Origin of the sequence: Intestinimonas sp. MSJ-38, assembly GCF_018917925.1 — a bacterium.
Lineage (GTDB): Bacteria > Bacillota > Clostridia > Oscillospirales > Butyricicoccaceae > Pseudobutyricicoccus.
The window spans coordinates 1-1,255 of sequence record NZ_JAHLPO010000068.1; the positions used below are offsets into that span (position 1 = coordinate 1).

General features: G+C 55.3%; 1 protein-coding gene. It reads left to right on the forward strand.

Going from position 1 to position 1,255, the window contains the following annotated elements; genetic code table 11:
* A partial coding sequence (locus KQI26_RS15840; RefSeq protein WP_253292907.1) for a collagen binding domain-containing protein occupies positions 1 to 1,255 on the forward strand: 1,255 nt, incomplete at both ends.

The window sequence follows — 1,255 nt, forward strand, 5'->3', positions numbered from 1 at the left end:
AAAAGGACGCGGAAACCGGTGAGCGCTTGGGCGGAGTCCAGTTTGAAGTGCGGAAGATGAATGGTGAGATCATCGGCACCTATACCACCGATCGGTACGGCGTGATCCGTCTGCCGGAGATGAAGGAAGGATGGTACACCGTCACCGAGGTAAAGGCCCCGGATGGTTACATCTTGGATGACACACCCCGATCGGTGGAAGTGAAGGACGGAAAAACCGCCGCTATTGAGCTTTATAACCGGAAAGAATCCAATATCCTGATCCACAAGGTGGACAGCCAGACCGGCAAGGGCTTGTATGGAGCAACCTTCCTGCTCTACGACAAAAACCGCCGCCCCATTGGCCAGTACACCTCTGACCAGGATGGCTATGTGTACATCGAGGACGGCCTCCCGGATGGCAAGTATTACATCCGGGAGATCAAAGCCCCAGAAGGATATCTGCTGGACGAAGAGCTGAAAACCTTCTATGTGAAATACGGCCAGGTCAGCGAAATTCGCTGGGAAAACACAGCGGAAAAAGCTCAGGTGCAGATCGTCAAGAAGAGCAAAAATGCAAACTCCATCAATGGTCTGCCGGCCGGAACGCTCCTGGAAGGAGCGGTGTTTGAGGTCTATGACAAGGCCAACAACAAGGTAGACACCATCGTCACCGACCAGAATGGCCGGGCAGCATCCAAGGCATTGCCCCTGGGACGGTACACCATCCGGGAGGTCAAGGCTCCCAACTATTACAGCATCAATCCCACCACCTTCACCGCTTACCTGGAATATCCCGGGCAGATCGTGGAATTTGAAGTGCTGGATGAAAGCGTAGGCACCGGTGTATCCATCCAAAAGACCGGGCCGAAAGAAGCGATGCCCGGGCAGCCGGTGAAATACACCTTCTCTGGGATTGGCAACAACTCCACAGTGCCCCTGGACAACTTCTACTGGAGAGATACCTGGCCGGCATGGCAGGTGCGGCTCCAGCAGGTAGTCACCGGCACATATAACCAGAATCTGCGCTACAAGATCGTTTACAAGACGACCCACTCCGGCAGCTCCTATCGGACGCTGGCAGACAATCTGAGTACGCAGCAGAACTATGCCATTGACGCCAGCCCTGCGGCACTGAATCTGGCAGCCGGTGAACGGGTGACCGAGATCATGTTTGTTTTCGGCACGGTCAAGGCAGGCTTCCGCCAAGTGGAAGCTCCGTCCCTGTCGGGTGTGACCATCGGCGGTCTGGCTGGTGGCAGCACATTCACTAATGT